The 19,943-nt window shown below is 71.0% G+C and carries 20 protein-coding genes and 1 pseudogene; 13 read left to right on the top strand and 8 right to left on the bottom strand.

Translation table 11 applies throughout. The features are described 5' to 3' along the window. The 4 genes and pseudogenes from AB0E07_RS21585 to AB0E07_RS21570 all read right to left on the bottom strand — a co-directional run. Window positions 1-721 (bottom strand): annotated as a pseudogene (locus AB0E07_RS21585) (hypothetical protein); the annotation flags it as partial. After that, a complete protein-coding gene (locus tag AB0E07_RS21580) occupies window positions 703-1,443 on the bottom strand; it encodes an ATP-binding cassette domain-containing protein (protein ID WP_362254348.1) in 741 nt (246 codons plus the stop codon). The pseudogene AB0E07_RS21585 and the gene AB0E07_RS21580, both read right to left, overlap by 19 nt. Before the next feature lie 249 nt (window positions 1,444-1,692). Further along, window positions 1,693-3,057, bottom strand: a complete 1,365-nt coding sequence (locus AB0E07_RS21575; RefSeq protein ID WP_362254344.1) for an aspartate aminotransferase family protein — start codon at window positions 3,055-3,057, stop codon at window positions 1,693-1,695. A gap of 19 nt (window positions 3,058-3,076) precedes the next feature. Further along, the gene (locus AB0E07_RS21570) at window positions 3,077-3,607 is read right to left on the bottom strand and encodes an Lrp/AsnC family transcriptional regulator (RefSeq protein ID WP_362254570.1); all 531 of its coding nucleotides are present in this window, start codon (window positions 3,605-3,607) and stop codon (window positions 3,077-3,079) included. Window positions 3,608-3,775: 168 nt separating this feature from the next. Here AB0E07_RS21570 and AB0E07_RS21565 point away from each other — a divergent pair, with 168 nt between their 5' ends. From AB0E07_RS21565 to AB0E07_RS21535, 7 genes are all read left to right on the top strand, one after another. After that, the gene (locus AB0E07_RS21565) at window positions 3,776-5,215 is read left to right on the top strand and encodes a gamma-aminobutyraldehyde dehydrogenase (protein WP_362254341.1); all 1,440 of its coding nucleotides are present in this window, start codon (window positions 3,776-3,778) and stop codon (window positions 5,213-5,215) included. A gap of 122 nt (window positions 5,216-5,337) precedes the next feature. After that, a complete protein-coding gene (locus AB0E07_RS21560; RefSeq protein ID WP_362254338.1) occupies window positions 5,338-6,519 on the top strand; it encodes a spermidine/putrescine ABC transporter substrate-binding protein in 1,182 nt (393 codons plus the stop codon). Between the two features lie 146 nt (window positions 6,520-6,665). Continuing rightward, a complete protein-coding gene (locus tag AB0E07_RS21555; RefSeq protein WP_362254335.1) occupies window positions 6,666-7,037 on the top strand; it encodes a sortase-dependent protein in 372 nt (123 codons plus the stop codon). Beyond that, a complete protein-coding gene (locus AB0E07_RS21550) occupies window positions 7,034-7,642 on the top strand; it encodes a class F sortase (protein ID WP_362254333.1) in 609 nt (202 codons plus the stop codon). Before AB0E07_RS21555 ends, AB0E07_RS21550 begins: the two co-directional genes overlap by 4 nt. Further along, complete coding sequence (locus tag AB0E07_RS21545) at window positions 7,639-8,136, top strand: RNA polymerase sigma factor (protein ID WP_362254330.1); 498 nt, start codon at window positions 7,639-7,641, stop codon at window positions 8,134-8,136. The genes AB0E07_RS21550 and AB0E07_RS21545 overlap by 4 nt, the downstream gene beginning before the upstream one ends. Beyond that, window positions 8,120-8,593, top strand: a complete 474-nt coding sequence (locus AB0E07_RS21540; protein WP_362254327.1) for a hypothetical protein — start codon at window positions 8,120-8,122, stop codon at window positions 8,591-8,593. The genes AB0E07_RS21545 and AB0E07_RS21540 overlap by 17 nt, the downstream gene beginning before the upstream one ends. A 57-nt stretch (window positions 8,594-8,650) precedes the next feature. Further along, the gene (locus AB0E07_RS21535) at window positions 8,651-9,184 is read left to right on the top strand and encodes a hypothetical protein (RefSeq protein WP_362254324.1); all 534 of its coding nucleotides are present in this window, start codon (window positions 8,651-8,653) and stop codon (window positions 9,182-9,184) included. On the opposite strand, the gene AB0E07_RS21530 is transcribed toward AB0E07_RS21535, so the two are convergent. From AB0E07_RS21530 to AB0E07_RS21520, 3 genes are all read right to left on the bottom strand, one after another. Continuing rightward, window positions 9,174-10,331 carry a serine hydrolase domain-containing protein gene (locus AB0E07_RS21530; protein WP_362254321.1) on the bottom strand — a complete coding sequence of 386 codons (1,158 nt, stop codon included), beginning with the start codon at window positions 10,329-10,331 and terminating at the stop codon, window positions 9,174-9,176. The two genes, AB0E07_RS21535 and AB0E07_RS21530, sit on opposite strands and share 11 nt — an antisense overlap. A gap of 143 nt (window positions 10,332-10,474) precedes the next feature. Then, on the bottom strand, window positions 10,475-11,176 hold the full coding sequence (locus tag AB0E07_RS21525) for a glycerophosphodiester phosphodiesterase (protein WP_362254319.1): 702 nt from the start codon (window positions 11,174-11,176) through the stop codon (window positions 10,475-10,477). Between the two features lie 8 nt (window positions 11,177-11,184). Then, entirely contained in the window at window positions 11,185-12,345 is a 1,161-nt protein-coding gene (locus AB0E07_RS21520; protein WP_362254316.1) for an adenosine deaminase, read from the bottom strand. A gap of 68 nt (window positions 12,346-12,413) precedes the next feature. Between AB0E07_RS21520 and AB0E07_RS21515 the strand changes: the two genes are divergently transcribed. After that, entirely contained in the window at window positions 12,414-13,178 is a 765-nt protein-coding gene (locus AB0E07_RS21515; RefSeq protein ID WP_362254313.1) for a DUF4190 domain-containing protein, read from the top strand. 256 nt (window positions 13,179-13,434) lie between these two features. Here AB0E07_RS21515 and AB0E07_RS21510 read toward each other — a convergent pair whose 3' ends face one another. Beyond that, a complete protein-coding gene (locus AB0E07_RS21510) occupies window positions 13,435-13,989 on the bottom strand; it encodes an NADAR family protein (RefSeq protein WP_362254310.1) in 555 nt (184 codons plus the stop codon). Between the two features lie 211 nt (window positions 13,990-14,200). Here AB0E07_RS21510 and AB0E07_RS21505 point away from each other — a divergent pair, with 211 nt between their 5' ends. The 5 genes from AB0E07_RS21505 to AB0E07_RS21485 are packed head-to-tail and all read left to right on the top strand — an operon-like array spanning window position 14,201 to window position 19,919. Continuing rightward, complete coding sequence (locus tag AB0E07_RS21505) at window positions 14,201-15,736, top strand: gamma-aminobutyraldehyde dehydrogenase (RefSeq protein ID WP_362254308.1); 1,536 nt, start codon at window positions 14,201-14,203, stop codon at window positions 15,734-15,736. 54 nt (window positions 15,737-15,790) lie between these two features. Next, on the top strand, window positions 15,791-17,038 hold the full coding sequence (locus AB0E07_RS21500) for a spermidine/putrescine ABC transporter substrate-binding protein (protein WP_362254305.1): 1,248 nt from the start codon (window positions 15,791-15,793) through the stop codon (window positions 17,036-17,038). After that, window positions 17,035-18,192, top strand: a complete 1,158-nt coding sequence (locus AB0E07_RS21495; protein WP_362254301.1) for an ABC transporter ATP-binding protein — start codon at window positions 17,035-17,037, stop codon at window positions 18,190-18,192. The genes AB0E07_RS21500 and AB0E07_RS21495 overlap by 4 nt, the downstream gene beginning before the upstream one ends. Then, the gene (locus AB0E07_RS21490; RefSeq protein WP_362254298.1) at window positions 18,192-19,118 is read left to right on the top strand and encodes an ABC transporter permease; all 927 of its coding nucleotides are present in this window, start codon (window positions 18,192-18,194) and stop codon (window positions 19,116-19,118) included. The genes AB0E07_RS21495 and AB0E07_RS21490 overlap by 1 nt, the downstream gene beginning before the upstream one ends. Further along, complete coding sequence (locus tag AB0E07_RS21485; protein WP_362254295.1) at window positions 19,119-19,919, top strand: ABC transporter permease; 801 nt, start codon at window positions 19,119-19,121, stop codon at window positions 19,917-19,919. The last annotated feature ends 24 nt before the right edge of the window (window positions 19,920-19,943 follow it).

Here is a 19,943-nt window from a genome sequence, read left to right as displayed (position 1 = left end):
GTGCGAGCCCGCTCGTGTCGTACGGCGTGCCGTGGTCCGCGGGGTGGGAACCGGCCGGTCCTGCCGCCGAAGGGGCGTCGGCCGGTGCCGGGGTTCGGCTGACCAGGCGGGAGCCGAAGCGTCCGTACGCGCCGAACGTGTCCCGTGTCCCCGTCGCGCCGCGGGTGCCGAAGCCGAGGGGGCGGGGGCCCGCCGCTCGCGCCGGGCGGGTCTCGCGCGGCCGCGTGGCCAGGGCGACCGACAGGGAGGCAGCCGCCGGGACCAGGGCCAGCAGGGTCAGGGCCGCGGGCAGAGGCAGCGGCTGCGACGCGGCGAGGAACTCCTCCGCCGCCCCGTCGAACGGCATGCCGGTCAGGTCCCCGCGCAGATGGAGGAAGAAGAGCAGCGCCAGCATCGAGCCGAGCAGGGTCGACAGTGCCGTGGTGGCGGCCGAGACGGCCATCAGGCGCAGCGGGCCCAGACCGATCGCCGCCAGCCCCGGGCGGGGGCGGGTGCCCGGGTCGGTGCGGGCCACGGCCACGGCGAAGTACACCGTCGCGGCCAGCGGCGCCGCGCACCAGACCAGGCGCAGGGCGGACGAGCCCGGGGTGTCGGGATGGGTCATGGCGTGGCCCAGGGCGCACAGCAGCAGGAAGCCCGTGCCCGCCGAGGCCGCGGCCACCAGCAGGCGGCGCAGCTGTACGGCGGGACGGGAGCGGCGGGTCAGACGGAGAGCGAGCACGCGGCCCGGCCTTCCGCCTCGGCCATCGGCGGCAGGTGGACCGTGTGCACGCGCCGTCCGTCCAGCAGCGCCACCGTGCGGTCCGCGAGCGCCGCGGTCTCCGTGTCGTGGGTGGCGAGGACGACGGTGATGCCGTGCGAGCGGGCCGCCGTGGTGAGGGTGCGCAGTACGTGGGCGCGGTCGGCGCGGTGCAGCGGCGCCGTCGGCTCGTCGGCGAACAGCACGGTCGGGGCCGGGGCCAGGGCGCGGGCGATGCAGACGCGCTGGCGCTGGGCCTGGGTCAGCTCGTGCGGCCGTCGGCGGGCGCTCTCGCCGATGTCGAGGCGCTCCAGCCACTCCAGGGCCGCCGTCTTGGCCCGCCGCCGGCCGGTGCCGCGCAGCATCAGGGGCAGGGCGGCGTTCTCCCACACGTTCAGCTCGGGGACGAGCACCGGCTCCGGGTCGATCCAGCCGAACCGGTCGCGGCGCAGCCGCTCCCGGGCGACGGGGCCCAGGGTGTGCACGGGCGCGCTGTTGAACCAGACCTCACCGCGCTGCGCGGGCACCTGGCCGGACAGACACCGCAGGAGCGTGGTCTTGCCGCTGCCGCGCGGGCCGCTGACGGCGAGGATCTCGCCCTCGCGGATCCCGAGCGAGACCCCGCCGAGCGCGGGCGAGCCGTCGGGGTGGGTGAAGTGCAGGGCGCGGGCCCAGAGCACATCGTTGTCGGGCGGGGCCTCCATGCGCGTACACCTCGTTCTGATCCGTTTTCCCTGCCGTGGTCCCCCGTGCGGGGGAACGAAGACAGGGCCGATCGGTCACTCGGCACGCTAGGCAGTCGGTGTGGGAGGGCCGGACAGCACGCGGCCCCGGGCCGCCGTTTCTCACTCGAACGGACGGCACCGGGGCCGGTGTTGATCATGCAGAACGACGATCCCTCCGGAGGGGGATTCCGGAGAGTTTCCGGAAGGACCGAAGGCCGCCGGGGAGGGTCAGAGCTTCGTCCACGCCTCCGTCAGCGTCGCGCGCAGGATCTGCTCGATCTCGTCGAAGGTGTCCTGGTTCGAGATCAGCGGCGGGGCGAGCTGGATGACCGGGTCGCCGCGGTCGTCGGCACGGCAGTAGAGGCCGTTCTCGAAGAGCGCCTTCGACAGGAAGCCGTACAGGACGCGCTCGGTCTCCTCGTCGTTGAAGGACTCCTTGGTGGCCTTGTCCTTCACCAGCTCGATGCCGTAGAAGTAGCCGTTGCCGCGGACGTCGCCGACGATCGGCAGGTCGTGCAGCTTCTCCAGCGTGGCGCGGAAGGCGCCCTCGTTGTCGAGGACGTGCTGGTTGAGGCCCTCGCGCTCGAACAGGTCGAGGTTGGCGAGGCCGACCGCCGCGGAGACCGGGTGGCCGCCGAAGGTGTAGCCGTGCAGGAAGGTGTTGTCGCCCTTGTAGAACGGCTCGGCCAGGCGGTCGGAGACGATGCAGGCGCCGATCGGGGAGTAGCCCGAGGTCATGCCCTTGGCGCAGGTGATCATGTCCGGGACGTAGCCGAACTTGTCGCAGGCGAACGTCGTGCCCAGGCGGCCGAAGGCGCAGATGACCTCGTCCGAGACGAGCAGCACGTCGTACTGGTCGCAGATCTCGCGGACCCGCTGGAAGTAGCCGGGCGGGGGCGGGAAGCAGCCGCCCGCGTTCTGCACCGGCTCCAGGAAGACCGCGGCGACGGTCTCCGGGCCCTCGAAGAGGATCTGCTGCTCGATCTGGTCGGCGGCCCAGCGGCCGAAGGCCTCGGGGTCGTCGCCGTGGATCGGGGCGCGGTAGATGTTGGTGTTCGGCACCTTGTGCGCGCCCGGGACGAGCGGCTCGAAGGGGGCCTTGAGGGCGGGCAGGCCGGTGATGGACAGGGCGCCCTGCGGGGTGCCGTGGTAGGCGACCGCGCGGGAGATGACCTTGTACTTGGTGGGCTTGCCGGTCAGCTTGAAGTACTGCTTGGCGAGCTTCCACGCGGTCTCGACGGCCTCGCCGCCACCGGTGGTGAAGAAGACCTTGTTGAGGTCGCCGGGGGCCTCGTGCGCGAGACGCTCGGCCAGCTCGACGGCCTTGGGGTGGGCGTAGGACCAGACCGGGAAGAAGGCCAGCTCCTGCGCCTGCTTGGAGGCGGTCTCGGCCAGCTCGGTGCGGCCGTGGCCGGCCTGGACCACGAACAGGCCCGCGAGACCGTCGAGGTACCGCTTGCCCTTGTCGTCGTAGATGTAGGTGCCCTCGCCCCGGACGATGGTCGGGACGGGCGACTTCTCGTACGAGGACATGCGGGTGAAGTGCATCCACAGGTGGTCGTACGCGGTCTGGCTGAGGTCCTTGGAGCTCACGGTTATCGGGTCCTCACGGCTATCGGGTTCCCCACATGTAGGTCTGCTTCTTGAGCTTCAGATAAACGAAACTCTCGGTGGAGCGCACTCCGGGGATGGCGCGGATACGTCGGTTGATGACTTCCAGCAGGTGGTCGTCGTCCTCGCAGACGATTTCCACCATCAGGTCGAAGGAGCCGGCCGTCATCACCACGTACTCGCACTCGGACATCGAGGTCAGCGCGTCGGCGACGGACTCCACGTCCCCCTCCACATGGATGCCGACCATCGCCTGGCGCCGGAAACCCACGGTGAGCGGGTCCGTGACGGCGACGATCTGCATCACGCCCTGGTCGAGCAGCTTCTGGACGCGCTGGCGCACGGCCGCCTCGGACAGGCCCACGGCCTTGCCGATCGCGGCGTAGGGCCGGCGGCCGTCCTCCTGGAGCTGTTCGATGATGGCGAGGGAGACGGCGTCCAGGTGCGGCGAGCTGCCGTTCCTGGATTCGCGGGGGGACTCGCGGGAGTCCCTGAGGTCTGCGCTTCGACTGGCCACGGCCTCACTGTGCACGAGGTCTCGACGGTTTCGCAAGGGCCAGGCGATGAAATTCGTTGTTTACGTGACTGACTCCTGCGGATTTCGCAGTTCTGGCGCGATCAGGGGTGTTGAAAACGTGGGCATGCCGATTAGGGTGGGTGTCTCAGCAATCGGACAGTAGAACCTGACAGGAGGCCGGCAGTGAGCACCGAGCTGCGTCGTCTGCGCAACTACATCAACGGTGAGTTCCGGGACGCCGCCGATGGACGGACCACCGAGGTGGTCAACCCCGCGACGGGCGAGGCGTACGCGACCGCGCCGCTGTCCGGGCAGGCGGACGTCGACGCCGCCATGGAGGCCGCCGCCCTCGCCTTCCCCGCCTGGCGCGACACCACCCCGGCCGAGCGCCAGAAGGCCCTCCTGAAGATCGCCGACGCGTTCGAGGAGCGGGCCGAGGAGCTGATCGCGGCCGAGGTGGAGAACACCGGCAAGCCGATCGGTCTGACCCGGACCGAGGAGATTCCGCCGATGGTGGACCAGATCCGGTTCTTCGCCGGTGCGGCCCGCATGCTGGAGGGCCGCTCGGCCGGTGAGTACATGGAGGGGATGACCTCCATCATCCGCCGCGAGCCGGTCGGCGTCTGCGCCCAGGTCGCCCCGTGGAACTACCCGATGATGATGGCCGTGTGGAAGTTCGCGCCGGCCATCGCCGCGGGCAACACGGTCGTCCTGAAGCCCTCGGACACCACCCCGGCCTCCACGGTCCTGATGGCCGAGATCATCGGCTCCGTCCTGCCCAAGGGCGTCTTCAACGTCGTCACCGGCGACCGCGACACCGGCCGCCTCATGGTCGAGCACCCGACCCCGGCGATGGCCTCCATCACCGGTTCGGTCCGCGCGGGCATGTCCGTCGCCGAGTCCGCCGCCAAGGACCTCAAGCGGGTCCACCTGGAGCTGGGCGGCAAGGCGCCGGTCGTGGTCTTCGAGGACACCGACATCGCCAAGGCCGTCGAGGACATCTCCGTGGCGGGCTTCTTCAACGCCGGCCAGGACTGTACGGCCGCCACCCGGGTGCTGGTCCAGGAGTCCATCCACGACGAGTTCGTGGCCGCGCTCGCCAAGGCCGCCGCCGAGACGAAGACGGGACAGCCGGACGACGAGGACGTCCTCTTCGGCCCGCTGAACAACCCCAACCAGCTTCAGCAGGTCTCCGGCTTCATCGAGCGCCTGCCCGCGCACGCCAAGGTCGAGGCCGGCGGTCAGCGCGTCGGTGACAAGGGCTTCTTCTACGCCCCGACCGTCGTCTCCGGCCTGAAGCAGGACGACGAGATCATCCAGAACGAGGTCTTCGGGCCGGTCATCACCGTCCAGTCCTTCGCGGACGAGGCGCAGGCCGTCGAGTGGGCCAACGGCGTCGACTACGCCCTCGCCTCCTCGGTGTGGACCAAGGACCACGCCCGCGCCATGCGGATGTCCAAGACGCTGGACTTCGGCTGCGTCTGGATCAACACCCACATCCCGCTGGTCGCCGAGATGCCGCACGGCGGCTTCAAGAAGTCCGGCTACGGCAAGGACCTCTCCGGCTACGGCTTCGACGACTACACGCGGATCAAGCACGTCATGACGTCGCTGGACGGCTGACCTCCACAGCCCCGGGCCGCGGGTGCCGGGCGCCTCGTCATCGACAAGGTGTCCGGCACCCGCGGTTTCGTTTGACGAGGCGTCCATTGTCCGGCCGGAGCGGCGGGCGGCATGCTGCGGACATGCTGCTCCCCTCGACGCACACCTCGCGCCTGTCCCGCCGTTCCCTGCTGCTGGCGCTCGGCGTCGGCGCGCTCGCCGGCTGCGGGGTGCCGGCCGCCTACGTCGATCCCGGGGACCGCGCCGGAGCCGACCTCTCAGCCCGCGACCGCCGCCTCACCTGGGCGAACTGGCCGCTGTACATCGACGTCGACGACGAGGACGAGACGAAGCGGCCGACCCTGGACGGCTTCGAGCGGCGCACCGGCATCGCGGTGGACTACGTCGAGGAGATCAACGACAACGACGAGTTCTTCGGGAAGATCAGCCCCGCCCTGATGAACCATCAGCGCACCGACCGCGACCTCATCGTCATCAGCGACTGGATGTGCGCGCGGTTCGTACGGCTCGGCTGGGTGCAGGAGATGGACCGCGCCCGGCAGCCCAACGTCACCAAGTACCTGGACCCGCTGCTGAGTTCCCCCGCCTTCGACCCCGGCCGCAGGTCCGCCGTGCCGTGGCAGTCGGGGATCACCGGGATCGCCTACAACCGGCGCCGCGTGGGCCGGGAGATCCGGCACGTCTCCGAGCTGTGGGCGGACGACCTGAAGGGCCGTGTCACCCTGCTGTCCGGTCTCGACGAGGCGTTCGCGCTCCTGATGCAGGGCAACGGCGTCGACATCACCCGGTGGACCGCCGACGACTTCCACACGGTCTGCGAACAGGTCCAGCGGAAGGTCGACAGCGGCCACATCCGCCGCTTCACCGGCAACGACTACATCAAGGACCTCTCCAGCGGCGACGTGCTGGCCTGCCAGGCGTACTCCGGCGACGTCATCCAACTCCAGGCGGACGACCCCGACATCGAGTTCGTGGTGCCCGAGGAGGGCGCCGAACTCTGGTCGGAGTCCCTGATGATCCCCAACCTCGCCCGCCACAAGGCGAACGCCGAGCGCCTGGTCGACTACTACTACGAGCCCGAGGTCGCCGCGGAACTGGCCGCCTGGGTGAACTACGTCTGCCCGGTCCCCGCCGCCCAGGACGTCCTGGCCTCGTCGAAGGACGAGGAGACCGCGGCCCTGGCCGAGGACCCGCTGATCTTCCCGGACTCGGCGATGCGCCAACGGCTCGCCGTCGCCCGGGACATCACCGCCGACGAGCGGGTGGACTTCGGGAAGCGCTGGAACGCGATCGTGGGTCTGTAGGGCCCCTCCCCAACACCGCGCCGCCGGACTTTGCCCGTTCTTTACAACCCGGCCGGTCGCCGGCTCGTCTCTCCGCCCGACCCCTCACGCGGTACGCCCGGCCCCGGTCCGGGAGCGGGTGCCGCGGAGACGAAGGAGAGCGATCCATGCGCCGAACGACCCTCAGTGCCCTGGCACTGGCGTGCACCGCGGTCCTGGCGGGGGCCGCGCCGGCCCTCGCGGACGGGGGGAGCGCGACCCCCAGCCCCGTCGCCACCAGCGTGCCCGCCGAGCGGCCCGCCGCCTCGCCCACCGCCCGCGAGTCGGCCGCCCCCAGCCCCGTGGCCAGCGCCGAGCCGACCCGGGTGCCCTCGTCGGGCCAGGTGTCCGTCGTCCCCGGCGGCGCCCCCGACACCGGCGTCACCGCGTCCTCGGACGGCTCCGGCGCCGGCCCGGCCGCCGGGGGAGCGGCCGCTGCCGCCGTCCTGGGCGGCGGGGCCCTGATCCTCGTACGGCGCCGGCGGGCGACCGGCGCATGAGCCCGCTCTCCAGGCGCGCCTTCGGTGCCCTGGCGCTCGCGTCGCCCCTGGTGGCGTGCGGCCCGGGCGATGCCGGCGGCGGGTCCGCGGGCCCGTCGGCGGCGCCCGCGCGGGACGCCGAAGGGGCCTCGGCGCCGGACCCCTCGGAGCCGGCCGCGCTGCTGATCCCGGCCATCGGCGTCGACACCCCGCTGATCAGGCTGGGCCTGGCCCCGGACGGCACCGTGGAGGTGCCCCCGGTCACGGCCGACGACCGCGCCGGCTGGTACGAGCACTCCCCGGCGCCCGGCCGGATCGGCCCGTCCGTCCTCCTCGGCCATGTCACGGTCGGGGAGTACGGGGACGGGGTGTTCCGGCGCCTCGGCGAACTGCGGCCCGGCGACCGGATCGTGGCGCGCCTGGAGAACGGCACGGCCCCGGAGTTCGCGGTGACCCGGGTCAGGACGGTGGCCAAGTCGCGGTTCCCGACCGAGGAGGTCTACGGGAACGTGGACCGGCCGGAACTGCGTCTCATCACCTGCGGAGGACCGCGCGGCGACGACGGGTACCGCGACAACGTCATCGTCTTCGCCGCCCCGGCGCCCGGCACCTCAGGAGAACGTTGAAACGGTCCCGCTCCCGCGACAGGGCCGCCTCCGAACTGTTCGCCGCCGTCTATCCCCGCCTCGCCGGCTGGTGCAGACGTCTGGTCGACGACGACGGGACCGCCCACGAGATCGCGTCCGAGGCGTTCACCCGGCTGTGGGCCCGCTGGACGACGGTGGCCGAGCCGCGCGGCTTCCTGTACGTCACCGCCGCCAACCTCGTCCGCGACCACTGGCGCAAGTGCGAACGCGAGCGCAGGGCCGTGCGCCGGGCGACCGACGAGGTGGCGGTCGGTCCGCGCAACGAGCAGGCGGACCCCTCGGTCCGCCTGCTCGTGCAGTCCCTGCCCGAACGGCTGCGCGTCCCGATCCTGCTGCACTATTACGCCGACATGCCGATCCGGGAGGTGGCCGTGCTGACCGACCGCAAGGAGGGGACCGTCAAGGCGGATCTCCACGCGGCCCGTGAACTGCTCCGCGCCCACCTGAGGAGAAGCGTTGATCAGCCACTCTGACGAGGGCCCGGACCTCGACCCCGACGACCCGCTCGCCGTCCTGCTGCGGCCCCCGGCCGAGTACCTCGGCCCGCCCCCCGGCCGCTTCGGGGCCGTGCGCCGGGCCGCCGCTCGGCGCCGCATGCTGCGGGCCGCCGCCGGAGCGGCCGTCGCCTGCGGTGCCGTGGCCCTGATGGTGCTTCCCTCGGCCCTGTCGGGTTCCGGCGCGCCGGCGTCCCCGACCGTCCCCCTCGCCCCGCCCCCGGCGACCGCGCCGCCGCCCACCGCCGTTCCCTCCCCGGCGCCCCCCTCGCGCTCCGCGTCGCCGACACCCGAACCGTCGGGCCGGCGGCCCGGCGAGACGGCCACCCGGACGGCTCCGCCGGCCGCGACCACCCCGTCCGGCCGTGCGGTCAGCGCCACTTCGCAGCCGACCACGGCGGTCCCGTCGGTCGGGCCGTCCACGAGGGAGAGGTGATCCACCCCACGCCGGAAAACTTTTGAACACGTTCAACTTCGGGCGTACGCTGCTGCCATGAGCGACAGAGCCGCCCTGTTGAAGGGCATTCGCGCCTGGTTGGTGTTCTTCGTCGTCTGCCTGGTGCTCAGCGGCGCCACCGCCTTCCCCCTCGTCCACGAACTGCGCTGGACCGAGGACCTGTTGCGGTCCCTGTCCGTGCCCGAGCACCTGCCCGCCCTCATGGAGTGGATCGAGCGGGTCCGGCGGGGCCTGGACACGGCCGACGCCGAGTACCCCTTCCTGCTCTACGGCACGGACTGGCTGGCCTTCGCCCATCTCGTCATCGCCGTCGCCTTCTACGGGCCCTACCGCGACCCGGTCCGCAACGTCTGGATCGTCGAGTGGGGGATGATCGCCTGCGCAGGCGTGATCCCGCTCGCCCTGATCTGCGGACCGGTCCGCGGCATCCCGTTCTGGTGGAGCGTGATCGACATGGCCTTCGGGGTGTTCGGGGTGATCCCGCTGTACCTCGTACGGCGCCGGATCAAGCGGCTGGAGGCGCTGACCGCCCCTGACGCGGCCCCGGCCCCGGTGGCCGTCAGCGGTTGAACGCGGGGAACGCGAACCGCTGCACGATCGGCAGGCCCTCGCCCTTGGCGTCCGTGGAGTTGACGGAGTACACCACGGTCCGGGAGAGGTCCCGGGTGGCGGCGACCACCGTGTGGTAGCCGGGGCGGGAGCCCGTCTTGCCCCAGATCACCTTGCCGTTCAGCTCGAAACGCTCCAGGCCCGCGCCCATCGTGGCGCCCGGCACGTCCGGCACGGTGAACATCTCCCGCAGGTACGGCTCCGGCACCGCGCGGCCGCTGAACAGGCCCACCAGCAGCCGCTCCAGGTCCGCCGTGGTCGAGATCAGGTCGCCGGCCGCGAAACGGTCGGTCATGTTCCAGTCGGTGACATCGGTCAACTCGCCGTCGATCCAGTCGTATCCGCGGTGATGCGAGCCGTGGACGCGCGGGTCGCCGTTCCGGGGGAAGGAGCTGTGCCGCATGCCCAGCGGCCGGAACACCCGCACCTGCGCCTGGTGGGCGAAGGAGTCGCCGGTGACCTCCTCGATCAGCAGGCCGAGCACCGTGTAGTGGATGTTCCCGTACCGCTGCCGCTCACCCGGGCGGTAGGTGGGGTCGGGGCCCTTGGCCACCGACGCGGCGACCACCTCGGCCGGGGTCAGCGTCTCGAAACGGTGCTCGTAGCCGTCCTCGACGGTGTCGCCGAGCGAGGCGCCGGGCCGGAGGTTGCTGGTGAAGTTCAGCAACTGCCGCACGGTGATGGGCTCGAAGTCCTCGGTCAGCAGGCCGGGGAGGTACTCCTGGACCGTGCCGTCGAGCGAGATCCGGCCCTCGGCGGCCAGGTCCAGGGCGACCGCCGCCGTCACCAGCTTCGTCGTCGAACCCGCCCGGAAACGCGAGTTCTTCAGCGCCGGGGCGCCGGACCGGAGGTCGCGCACGCCGGCCACGCCGTGCCAGCTCCCGTCGCCGCCGACGCGGACCTGAGCGGCGGTCGCGGTGTCGTCGGGGAGCCCGGCCAGCGCCGCGCGCAGTGCCTCGACATCGGGGCCGGAGGGGGTGGCGACGGCCGCGACGGCCTGGGCCGGGGCCGCGGAGGCGGGCGCGGCCAGCGGGACGGCGGTCAGTGGGACGGCGGTCAGCGCGAGGGCCAGGGAGGCGGTGAGGGCGTAGCCGTGGATGCGTCGCATCGGTGCTCCAGGGATCGACGATGTGTCGTGATCATCCTGTGAGCGCGGTCCCCCGCACCGGATCGTCGGTGAGGAGGGCCGCACACCCCGGTCTCTCCCTCACCAACTCCGTTGGTGGGTAAGGGTGTTGTCGGGGATCGCACCTACGGGCGCCGGCCGGTCCGGGCGGTGAGCGCGCGGAGCGTGTCGATGCGGTTGGTGGTGATCGAGTCGACGCCCAGGGCGATCAGGCGGCGCATCGAACGGCGGGTGTCGGGCGTCCACACCGACAGCAGGTGCCCGCCGCGGTGGACACGCTCGGCCAGCGCCCGGTCGACCAGGGAGAAGCGGTAGTTGAGCCACCGCGGCCGGACGGCTTCGAGCAGCGCGGGCCGGGGCGGCGCGAGCGTCGTCCAGGTCAGCGCGATCTCGGCGGCCGGGTCGGCGGCCCGCACCGAGAGCATCGCGGGGGCGCCCGCGCAGTAGTACACGCGGTCGGCCGCGTCCGACTCCCGCACGACGTCGGCGATCCGGCGCGCGGTGCGCACGTCCGGGTCGCCGGGCAGGTCGAGCATCAACCGGTGACCGGCGGTGGCGGCGAGCGCCTCGGCCAGCGTCGGCACCCCACCGTCCGTACAGGTCCGCACCTCCTCCGCCGACAGCGAGTGCAGCGGACGGTCCAGTCCCCACAGCCGCTTCAGCGTTCCGTCGTGCAGCAGGACGGGCACGCCGTCCCGGGTCAGCCGTACGTCGGTCTCGACCGCGTCGGCGCCCCGGAGGATCGCCGAACGCAGGGAGTCGAGCGTGTTCTCCCGGAACAGGTACGGATCGCCGCGGTGGGCCACGGCTGTGACGTCGTGAGTCATCCGCGCGCTCAGACAGCGGGCCGGGCGGCGGTGTAGGCGGCGGTGTAGGCGTCGATCTCCGCGCCGAGCCGGGCCTTCCCGGGCCCGTCGAGGAAGGACGCCTCGACCGCGTCGCGCGCGAGGCGGGCCAGACCGGCCTCGTCCAGCGAGAGCAGCCGGGCGGCGACCGCGTACTCGCTGTTGAGGTCGGTGCCGAACATCGGCGGGTCGTCGGAGTTGATCGTCACCAGGACACCCGCGCGGGCGAACTCCTTGATCGGGTGCTCGTCGAGGGTGCGCACCGCCCGCGTGGCGATGTTGGAGGTGGGGCACACCTCCAGCGGGATCCGGTGCTCGGCGAGGTGCTCCAGCAGCTTCGGGTCCTGCGCGGAGCTGGTGCCGTGCCCGATCCGCTCGGCGCCCAGGTAGGTCAGCGCGTCCCAGACCGTCTCCGGGCCCGTCGTCTCGCCCGCGTGCGGCACGGAGCGCAGGCCCGCGGCGATGGCCCGGTCGAAGTACGGCTTGAACTGGGGCCGCGGCACGCCGATCTCGGGGCCGCCGAGCCCGAACGACACCAGGCCCTCCGGCCGCAGCCGGTCGTCGGTCGCGAGCCGGACCGTCTCCTCTGCGGCCTCCAGACCCGCCTCGCCGGGAATGTCGAAGCACCAGCGCAGTACGGTCCCGAACTCGGCCTCGGCCGCCTTGCGGGCGTCCTCGATCGCGTCCATGAAGCCGCGCGCGTCGATACCGCGGCGGGTGGAGGAGAACGGGGTGATGGTCAGCTCGGCGTACCGCACCTGCTGCCGGGCCAGGTCGCGGGCCACCTCGTAGGTCAGCAGGCGGACGTCCTCCGGGGTACGGATCAGGTCCACCACCGACAGGTACACGTCGATGAAGTGGGCGAAGTCCGTGAAGGTGAAGTAGTCCGCCAGCGCCTCGGGGTCGGTGGGCACCTTGGAGTCGGGGTGGCGGGCGGCCAGCTCCGAGACGATGCGCGGGGAGGCGGAGCCGACGTGGTGCACGTGCAGCTCGGCCTTGGGCAGGCCGGCGATGAAGGCGTGCAGGCCCTGCGGGGTCTCCGCGCCGGCGTTGACGGTGTGGTCGGTCAAGGTGTCCCTCCCCGGGAACGGCGCCCTCCGCCGGGGTGCGGCGGGACGCGGGTGATCGGCTGATCGGTGACTCGGGATCATCGTAGGCCGGGGCCGCGCGGTCCGTGGGCGCGCCGTAGCATGGCGGGACGCACAGGGAGGGGGCCCGCATGTCCGACGACACGCCGCCGGAGGACGCGGGGAGCGCGCCCAGGGTGGGGCTGACCAAGGGGAGCGGTTCCGGGCCGGTCGGGGGCGCCGCCGTGTCTCCTCCCGAGCCGGATCCCTGGGCGCCGCCGGGCGCGGACGCCCCTGCGCGGGGTCCGGAGGGGCCGGGGTACACCATGTGGTCGGCGCCCACGGGGCCCGCTGGTCCCTCGGTGCCGTCGGCGCCCTCGGGACCCCCGGCGCCCTCGGCGCCCTCGGTGCACGATCAGCAGACGGTGACGTCCCTGCCGACGCCCGGGGCGGGGGCCTGGCCGCCCCCGGCCAATCCCTTCGCCGTGCCGGACGCGGTGACTCCGCCGCCGCCCTATGCGCAGTACGGCCAGGGCGAGGCGGTACCGCCCCCGCCCATCGCTCCGGACGGGCCCGGACAGGTCGCCTACGGCTATCCCGGTCCGTACGGTGCCGCCGGTGGCTACGGCGCGCCGGGTGGGTACGGCTACCCCTGGGGTGGCATGCAGCCCATGCCGAGCAACGGGCTGGGGACGGCGTCGCTGGTGCTCGGGATCATCTCGGCCGCCGGGTTCTGTCTGTGGCCGCTGGCCATCGTGCTGGGCGTACTGGCGCTGATCTTCGGGCTGGTCGGGCGGGCGAAGGTCCGCCGGGGCGAGGCCACGAACGCCGGCCAGGCGCTGGCCGGGGCGATCTGTGGGGTGGCGGGGCTGGTGCTCGGGTTGTGCATGATTGCGTTCCTGGTCGCCAGGGGGTAGTTCCGCAGGTTCTTTCGGGTGCGGCGCCGTCGTGGTTGGTCGCGCAGTTCCTCGCGCCCCTGGGGGGACGGGTGTCGTCGGTTGGGTGTCGGCCCGTCGTGGTTGGTTGCGCAGTTCCTCGCGCCCCTGGGGGGACGGGTGTCGTCGGTTGGGTGTCGGCCCGTCGTGGTTGGTTGCGCAGTTCCTCGCGCCCCTGAGGGGACGGGCGCCGTCGGTTGGGTGTCGGCCCGTTGTGGCTGGTCGCGCCCCTGGGGTTTCAGCCGCGGAGTATTTCTCTGGCCTCCATCAGGGCGAAGCCCAGGAGATTGGGGCCCTGCCATTGGGCCGGGTGCCAGGCTGCCGTGTCCTTCGTCGACAGGCCGATGCCCCAGACGCGGTCCACCGGGCTCGCCTCGACGAGGACGCGCCGACCCGTGGACAGCAGGAACGTGCGCAGGTTCTCGTCCGAGGAGAATTTGTGGACGCTGCCCTCGACCACGATCCGGAAGCGCTCCCGCGCCCAGGTCGGCTCGTCGAAGCCGCGCACCAGCCGCCCGGCGTTCTTCGCCTCGGAGGGGTGTCCGGCCGCCAGGACCAGTCGCTCCGCCTCCGCGTCGCCGAAGAGTCTGGCCTTGCCGGCCATCATCCAGTGCTCGGCCGTCGCATAGGTCACGCCGTCCACGGTGAACGGCGAAGGCCACCACTGGCTCAGACAGCTCGCCGAAACGCGTCCGTCATGAGCGGGCCGGTGTCCCCAGAAGTGCAGATACTTGATTTCCGCCCCCGCGCGGACCGCCCTGACCAGGGCGTCCCGAGAATCGATCTTTCCCATGCACGCGAGTCTGGCAGGAACCACTGACACTCCGTCCCGGGTTTTTCCGGTTCACTCGACACCTGGTCGACAGATTCCGTCGCGTAACCAAAAGGCAACAACGGAATCACTTGTTGGAGTCCTATTGCTCTGTCAGGATCGGCACTCAAATCGAGCTGGAGCTACGCCACCCGCCCCCGTTGACCGCGGGGCGAAGGCGGAGGAGAGCGACATGCACAACCCGGGCAACGTCACCCCGGAACGATTCCCCGCACACGAGCGCTTCGCCGCCGGTGCGCAGTACATCGCGGGCCGCCTCACCCGGGGCACCTCGGGCCGTACCCACGCGGTCGTCGACCCCGCCACCGGGGAGGAGGTCCTCACCTACGAGCTGGCCGGCACCGCGGACGTGGACGCCGCCGTCGCCGCCGCCCGCGCGGCCTTCCCCGCCTGGGCCGGAGCCACCCCGGGGGAGCGCTCCGACGCCCTGCACCGGCTGGCCGCCGTGCTCGCCGAGCGCGCCGAGGACTTCGCCCGTGCCGAGTCCCTCCAGTGCGGCAAGCCGCTGAAGCTGACGCGTGAGTTCGACGTGCCGGGCACGGTCGACAACGCCGCGTTCTTCGCCGGTGCCGCCCGTCATCTCCAGGGCCAGTCGGCCGGCGAGTACTCGGGCGACCACACCTCGTACGTCCGCCGTGAGCCCATCGGGGTGGTCGGCTCGATCGCGCCCTGGAACTACCCGCTCCAGATGGCCGCCTGGAAGATCCTCCCGGCCATCGCCGCGGGCAACACCATCGTGCTCAAGCCCGCCGAGCTGACCCCGCTCACCTCGCTGCTGTTCGCCGAGGCGTGCACCGCGGCGGGTCTGCCCGACGGTGTGGTCAACATCGTCACCGGGACGGGGAAGGAGGCCGGTGAGCATCTCGTCGGCCACCCGGACGTCGCCATGACCTCCTTCACCGGGTCCACCGCGGTCGGCAAGCGGGTCGCGGAGATCGCCACCGCGACCGTCAAGCGGATCCACCTGGAGCTGGGCGGCAAGGCGCCCTTCCTCGTCTTCGACGACGCCGACCTGGACGCCGCCGTCAACGGCGCGGTCGCGGGTTCGCTCATCAACACCGGCCAGGACTGCACGGCCGCCACGCGCGCGTACGTACAGCGGCCGCTGTACGAGGCGTTCGTGGAGCGGACCGCGGCGCTCATGGAGACCGTCCGGCTCGGTGACCCCTTCGCCGCCGGGACCGACCTCGGCCCGCTGATCTCCCACGTCCAGCGCGACCGGGTCGCCGCCTTCGTGGACCGGGCGCGCGGCTACGCGCGCGTGGTGACCGGTGGCGAGGCCCCGCAGGGCGACCTGGGCAAGGGCGCGTACTACCGGCCGACGCTGGTCGCCGACGCCGCCCAGGACAGCGAGATCGTCCAGTCCGAGATCTTCGGTCCGGTCCTGGTGGTCCTGCCGTTCGACACCGACGACGAGGGCATCGCCCTCGCCAACGACACCCCGTACGGTCTGGCCGCCTCCGCGTGGAGCCGGGACGTCTACCGGGCCAACCGCGCCACCCGTGAGATCAAGGCGGGCTGCGTGTGGGTGAACGACCACATTCCGATCATCAGCGAGATGCCGCACGGCGGTTACAAGGCGTCCGGCTTCGGCAAGGACATGTCAACCTACTCCTTCGAGGAGTACACGCAGGTCAAGCACGTCATGTTCGACAACACGGCGGTCGTCAGGAAGGACTGGCACCGCACGATCTTCGGGGACCGATAGCAGCCAGGCCGTCCGACCAGCGGCCGCCCACCCTCCCGAAAGGGCATCAAGCGCATGGAGCAGTTCGAGCCCGACCGCCTGTCACCGGCCCAAGTGGCCGCCATGCGGCGCAGTCTCCGCAACGGCAGGGCCTCCCTCAGCCGCCGTTCGCTGCTGCGCGGCTCCGCCGGCGGGGCGCTCGCGGTCGGCGGCCTCGGGGCGCTGAGCGCCTGCGGCATCCCGGCGGCGGGCAAGACCGAGGGCGGCCAGTCCTCCGACGACCTCTCGGCCAAGGAGAAGAGCGTCAACTTCTCCAACTGGACCGAGTACATGGACGTGGACGAGAGCGGCAAGCACCACCCCACGCTCGACCAGTTCGCCGAGCGGACCGGCATCAAGGTCAAGTACACCGAGGACATCAACGACAACGTCGAGTTCTTCGGCAAGATCAAGCCGCAGCTGGCGGCCGGCCAGGACACCGGGCGCGACCTCATCTGCGTCACCGACTGGCTCGCCGCCCGGCTGATCCGCCTCGGCTGGGTGCAGAAACTCGACCCGGCCAACCTGCCGCACGCCTACGCGAACCTCTCCTCCCAGTTCCGCTCGCCGGACTGGGACCCGGGCCGCGCCTACTCCTATGTGTGGCAGGGCATTTCCACCGTCATCGCCTACAACAAGAAGGCGCTGGACGGTGTCGAGGTCAGGACCCTCTCGGACCTGCTGGACAACCCCAAGCTCAAGGGCCGGGTCGGCTTCCTGTCCGAGATGCGCGACAGCATCGGCATGACCCTGCTCGACATGGGCAAGGACCCGGGCACCTTCACCGCCGACGACTTCGACGCGGCCGTCGCCCGTATCCAGAAGTCCGTCGACAAGGGCCAGATCCGCCGCTTCACCGGCAACGACTACACCTCCGACCTGACCAGCGGCGACTTCGCCGCCTGCATAGCCTGGGCCGGGGACGTCGTGCAGCTCAAGGCGGACAGTCCCGACATCGACTTCCTCATACCCGACAGCGGTTACATGACGTCGACGGACAACCTGATGGTGCCGAACAAGGCCCGTCACAAGACCAACGCCGAACGGCTCATCGACTTCTACTACGAGCCGAAGGCGGCGGCCGAACTGGCCGCGTACATCAACTACGTCTGCCCCGTCGACGGGGTCAAGGACGAACTGGCGAAGATCGACGAGGATGCGGCGAACAACCCGCTGATCATCCCCGACAAGGCCATGGCGGCGAAGTCCCGCGCCTTCCGCTCGCTGAGCTCGAAGGAAGAGACCGAATTCGAAACGAAGTTCGCGAAGCTGACGGGGGCGTGACCGACGTGACCACCCAGAACGACAACACCGGCGACGTCCGCCTCACGGGCATCAGCAAGACCTACGGCAGCTTCACCGCCGTGCAGCCGCTGGACCTCACCGTGCCCCAGGGCTCCTTCTTCGCCCTGCTCGGCGCCTCCGGCTGCGGCAAGACCACCACCCTGCGCATGATCGCGGGCCTGGAGGAGCCGACCTCCGGCACCGTCTTCCTCGGCGACCAGGACGTGACCCGGCTGCCGCCCTACAAGCGGCCCGTGAACACCGTCTTCCAGTCCTACGCCCTCTTCCCGCACCTCGACATCTTCGAGAACGTCGCCTTCGGCCTGCGCCGGCGCGGCATCAAGAGCGTGAAGAAGCAGGTCGAGGAGATGCTGGAGCTGGTCCAGCTCGGTGAGCAGGCACGCAAGAAGCCGCACCAGCTCTCCGGCGGCCAGCAGCAGCGCGTCGCGGTCGCCCGCGCGCTGATCAACCACCCCAAGGTGCTGCTGCTCGACGAGCCGCTCGGCGCCCTCGACCTCAAGCTGCGCCGTCAGATGCAGCTGGAGCTCAAGCGCATCCAGACCGAGGTCGGCATCACCTTCGTGCACGTCACGCACGACCAGGAGGAGGCCATGACGATGGCCGACACGGTCGCCGTGATGAACGCGGGCCGGGTCGAGCAGCTCGGCGCCCCCGCCGACCTGTACGAGAACCCGGGGACGACCTTCGTCGCCAACTTCCTCGGCACCTCCAACCTCATCGAGGCCGAGGTCGACACCGACAGCGGCGAGGAGATCGTGGTGAAGGCGGGCGGCGGCAAGCTCGTCCTGCCCCGGGCCCGATGTTCGGCCCCCGCCGCGACCGGCGGCAAGGTGCTGGTCGGCGTGCGTCCGGAGAAGATCTCCCTCACCCACGCGGACGACGCGGGCGAGATCCCGGACGGCCGCAACCGGATCACCGGCAAGATCGCCGACGCCTCCTTCATCGGTGTCTCCACGCAGTACGTCATCGACAGCCCGGTCTGCCCCGAGTTCTCGGTCTACGCCCAGAACGTCGACCGCGACTCCCGGCTGGCGCCCGGCGCGGACGTCGTCCTGCACTGGAACCCGGCGCACACCTTCGGACTGGACGCCGCCCAGGCCATCGACGCGGGCATCCAGGAAGAGGCGGTCTGATGGCGACGGTCACCGAGGCGCCGCCGGTGGCGCCGGCCCCCGAGAAGGCGAAGCCCCCGCGCAAGCGGGGCCGCTGGACCCCGTACCTCCTGCTGCTGCCCGGACTCGCCTGGCTGGTGGTGTTCTTCGCGCTGCCGATGGTCTACCAGGCGTCGACCTCGGTGCAGACCGGCTCGCTGGAGCAGGGCTACGAGGTCACCTGGCACTTCTCCACCTACTGGGACGCGCTGACCGAGTACTACCCGCAGTTCCTGCGGTCGGTGCTGTACGCCGGTTCCGCGACGGTCCTGTGTCTGCTACTGGGCTATCCGCTGGCGTACCTCATCGCCTTCCGGGCCGGCCGCTGGCGGAACCTGATCATGATCCTGGTGATCGCGCCGTTCTTCACCAGCTTCCTGATCCGCACCCTCGCCTGGAAGACGATCCTCGCGGACGGCGGCCCGGTGGTGGGCGCGCTGAACTCGCTGCACGTCCTGGACGTCACCAGCTGGCTCGGCATGACCGCGGGGGACCGGGTGCTGGCCACCCCGCTGGCCGTGGTCTGCGGTCTGACGTACAACTTCCTGCCGTTCATGATCCTGCCGCTCTACACCTCGCTGGAGCGGATCGACGGCAGGCTGCACGAGGCGGCGGGCGATCTGTACGCGAGGCCCGTCACGACCTTCCGCAAGGTCACCTTCCCGCTGTCGATGCCGGGTGTCGTCTCCGGCACGCTGCTGACCTTCATCCCGGCCGCCGGTGACTACGTCAACGCCGATCTGCTCGGTTCCACCGACACCCGCATGATCGGCAATGTCATCCAGTCGCAGTTCCTGAGGATTCTCGACTACCCGACGGCGGCGGCGCTCTCCTTCATCCTGATGTTCGCGATCCTCATCATGGTGTCGCTGTACATCCGTAAGTCCGGCACGGAGGATCTGGTTTAAATGGCCTTCGTCAACTGGCTCCGGCGCCATTTCGTCGTCATCGCGGGCCTTTTCACGCTCGGATATCTGCTGCTGCCGAACATCGTCGTGACGGTGTTCTCCTTCAACGACCCGAAGGGCCGTTTCAACTACGAGTGGCAGCAATTCTCCACCGACGCCTGGACCGATCCCTGCGGGGTGTCGGGGCTGTGCTCCTCGCTCACCCTCAGCCTCCAGATCGCCTTCTGGGCGACGCTCGGCGCCACCGCCCTCGGCACGATGATCGCCTTCGCCCTGGTCCGCTACCGGTTCCGGGCGCGCGGCACGGTCAACTCGCTGATCTTCATGCCGATGGCCATGCCCGAGGTCGTGATGGCCGCCTCGCTGCTCACCCTGTTCCTGAACATGGGCGTCCAGCTGGGCTTCTGGACCATCCTCATCGCCCACATCATGTTCTGTCTGAGCTTCGTCGTGACGGCCGTCAAGGCGCGCGTCATGTCGATGGACCCGAGGCTGGAGCAGGCCGCGCAGGACCTCTACGCCGGCCCCTTCCAGACCTTCGTCAGGGTCACCCTGCCGATCGCGGCACCCGGAATCGCCGCGGGCGCGCTGCTCGCCTTCGCGCTCTCCTTCGACGATTTCATCATCACCAATTTCAACGCGGGCTCCACCGTCACCTTCCCCATGTTCGTCTGGGGTTCGGCACAGCGCGGAACGCCCGTTCAGATCAATGTCATCGGCACCGCGATGTTCCTCGTCGCCGTACTGTTCGTCCTGGCCTCGATGGTCATCGGCAATCGCCGCAACAGGCAGAAGGCCTGACCGCAAGAGAACTGTAGGGAGTTG

The sequence above is a fragment of the Streptomyces sp. NPDC048002 genome (genome assembly GCF_040653275.1).
Lineage (GTDB): Bacteria > Actinomycetota > Actinomycetes > Streptomycetales > Streptomycetaceae > Streptomyces.
Note: the sequence above shows the minus strand (reverse complement) of the source record. Positions and strands in the feature narration are given on the sequence as shown.